The 3,000-nt window shown below is 72.7% G+C and carries 2 protein-coding genes; both read right to left on the minus strand.

The features are described from left to right. Positions 1-28: 28 nt before the first annotated feature. Positions 29-1,555, minus strand: coding sequence for a hypothetical protein (locus tag G6R25_RS23030; RefSeq protein ID WP_235949481.1), 1,527 nt, complete (start codon positions 1,553-1,555; stop codon positions 29-31). Beyond that, positions 1,552-2,676 carry a toll/interleukin-1 receptor domain-containing protein gene (locus G6R25_RS23035; protein ID WP_235949482.1) on the minus strand — a complete coding sequence of 375 codons (1,125 nt, stop codon included), beginning with the start codon at positions 2,674-2,676 and terminating at the stop codon, positions 1,552-1,554. The genes G6R25_RS23030 and G6R25_RS23035 overlap by 4 nt, the downstream gene beginning before the upstream one ends. Positions 2,677-3,000 lie beyond the last annotated feature (324 nt).

The raw sequence follows: 3,000 nt of genomic DNA on the forward strand, positions 1-3,000 counted from the left end.
ATTTACGATCCCGGCGATCTGATTCGAATCAGCCATGGCGAGTTTCGGAAAAACTCCAGTGTTCCCCGCCGCCCATCCGTTCGGCGTCGAGAAATCCCGCCGGTTCGACCCGCCGACGGGCCTTTCGCCGCAGCTCCGCCTCGAGCTCCCGATGGAAGGCGACGACACGGTCCCGGTCATGGCGGTGGGCGTGGCTGGTGAAGAAGTAGTAGGCGTCCGCCCCGGCCGGCCCGCGGGTCGGGGGCGGCGGCGCGGACGACACCGCCCCGTCGACGAGCGGCCAGGAGTCGAACCGATAGGCGGACGCGGACACCTGCGACGCAGGATCGGCGAACAGCTCGAGCCCACCGACCCGCCCGGTGGCCTGCTCGCTGACGAGCCGGCGGACCACGGCGACCGCCCGGTCATCTCGGGGCGCGACGAGTTCCAGCGACTGGACGAGCGCGTCGAGCATCCCCGGGCCCGGCTCGCGGACGGCCTCGGTGACCAGGGTGGTCAGGCGGACGGCGAGCCACCGCGAGGTCAGCACGACAGTGCGCCCGCTCAGGCGGGCCAGCTCTGCCTGCCAGTGCTCGAAGCCGACGACGTCGGCGATGTACTCCACCTGCATCAACGCCGCCACCAGCGCGTCGACCTCCCGGGCGCCCGCCGGCTGCTCGAGGGCGCCGCCGCCGCCGGCCACGGCGATCGCGCCCTCAGCTGCCTGAGCGGGGGAACCCGAGACGTCGCCCCGCGGGGCCGTCGGCGTTGCTTCGCCGGGTGGATCCCCCTTGGCGCGCGGATCTCCCCCGACGGCCGGCACCGGGCCGTTCGAGGAGCCGGGGGGAGCCTCAACGGCGGCAGGTGCGCCGGGCCGGGCCACCGCCATCTCGAACAGGCGCTGGCAGAGCTCCGGGGTCACCCTCGTCTCCCGGATCAGGTAGCCGGCGAGCTCGGCCAGCAGCGCGGGCCGGTGGCCGAACAGCTCCCCGAAGCCGGCGGCGGTGGCCGGATCGACCATGGGCGCGGCGCTGGTGAGCAGCATGACCGACTCGGATCGCTGCAGTGGCCCGATGGGCACTGTCCGATCCCGCCAGGAGTCCACCGTCCGGTCGGCGACGATGAGGCAGTGCGCGCCGCCGCCCGGCAGGTAGGGCTCGACATCCTCGGGACTGTCCACGCCCGCGAAGATGAGCAGCCAGCCCTCGCCGGGTTCCGGCGCGACGTCGGTCGCGACGTCGGTCGCGCACTCGGCCAGCCGGGCACGGGCCTGGTCGGCGAGCTGGGCGAGCTGGCCGGCGATGTCGTGTCCCGGACTGCAGTCCACCCACCAGGCGACGTCGTAACGCAGCTTGTAACGATGCTGGTACTCCGCGGCGAGCTCCGTCTCCCCGACGTCGGACAGGTCGCCCTCGGGGACGACGGCGAGGTGGCCGTGCCGGCACAATCCATCCCAGACGCGTTCCAGCTCATCGTCCCGGCCGACGAACAGCTCGTTCTCCCGGCGGCTGCGCCACACGGGCGGCGCCTGCCCGGGCAGGCGGCCCGGGCGGCCGAAGGCGGGGGCGGGGCTCACCACGCACCCCCGGCCTGTACCTCCATCAGGAGCTCGTTGACCGCCGCCGGTTCCAGACCGCTGAGGTCCAGCGTCCGCAGGGTGCGCAGCGGCTCGGGCAACGGCTGAGGATCTATGGTGACGCGAACAACGCGACCGGCCAGCGGACCTTTCAGGCCGAGCCGCTCCCACGCCTCGGTCTCCGTGGTACCTGGATGCTCGGGACGGGGCGCCCGGTAGTGCCGCGACAGCAGCACGACCGTGACCTGCGGATCCCACGCGGCGATGTGGTCCACGGTCTCGGCGAGCCGCTCACCACGGCTGTGCGCCCACCTGACCTGCCGGACCTCGTGGCAGCCGCGACGCAGCAGTTGTTCGAGCCAGTCGGCCCACTGCTGGTCGGCCCCGACATAGCTCAGAGCAATCCGCCGTGGCGCCGACGGCGGATCCACGGGCGCCGCGAGCGGCGCCGGCACGGCCTCTTCGCCCCCGTGCTCCCCTTCGGCCGATGCCCGGCCCGTCCCGGCCCGGCTCTGGACGGCTGCCTCATCCCGGCCCACACCGCCCGGCGCGCAGCGGGATTCTCGGGAACGGCCCGCGGCCGGGCCGGATGATCCCGGTCCCCCCGGCCGGACCGCCGCGCCGCCCGGCGGCCGACGGTCGGGTGCCGCCGGGGCGGCGCTTGATGCGTGCTCCGTGCCGTCGAGGCCGTGGGAGCCGAAGGCGACCCCGGCCGCGCGGATCGCGAGCTCGGGCAGCGAGTCAAGATCGATCTTCTGGGCGGCGATGATCCGGGCGGCGAACAGCCGGACGAACGCGTAGTACCCGCCGGGCCCGCGCAGCTTGTAGCGCATGAGCCACAGCAACCCGTGCTGACCGTAGATCTCGGGCAGGCCGATCTGCGCCTCGGTGAGGGCCGTGCGCGCGGACGGCGGCACCGGGTCGTGGGTCGGGCGCCACAGGACCCGCAGGAATCCGTCCTCCAGCCTGGTCGCGCCGGCCTTGCTGAAGTTCTCGACGCGGGCGCCGAAGACCTCCCATTCGCGTCCACACCAACCGTCTTTGAAAAACGGGTCGGAGCAGAGCGCGACCATCGAACGGATACCGCCGGCGCCCGCGGCGAGGGCGAGGTCCGCGTCCATGCCGGGCCGCGGCCGGGTATCAAGGATTCCGCCGACGGCCGGGCCGACGAGCAGCCGCAGCTCATACTCCAGATCGGCGTGAAGCGCCGGTCCTCTTTGGCGGCATAGGAGACGAAGAAGTAGCTCTTCATCGCGAACCTTCGATTAACATGACCGCGCCCCCGGGCCACCGTCATCCGGCGGACGATGTCACCAAACGCTAGCAGCCGACCGCCCGGATGGCGATGCCCTCGATGCCGTGAGCATCAATCAGAGGTCAACGCTCCATCACCCGGATGGGGCCGCTCCGCATACCGCCGCTGCCCAGGCAGGCTGCCGTCCCGC

This window comes from Candidatus Frankia alpina, from assembly GCF_902806485.1.
Classification (GTDB): Bacteria; Actinomycetota; Actinomycetes; order Frankiales; family Frankiaceae; genus Frankia; species Frankia alpina.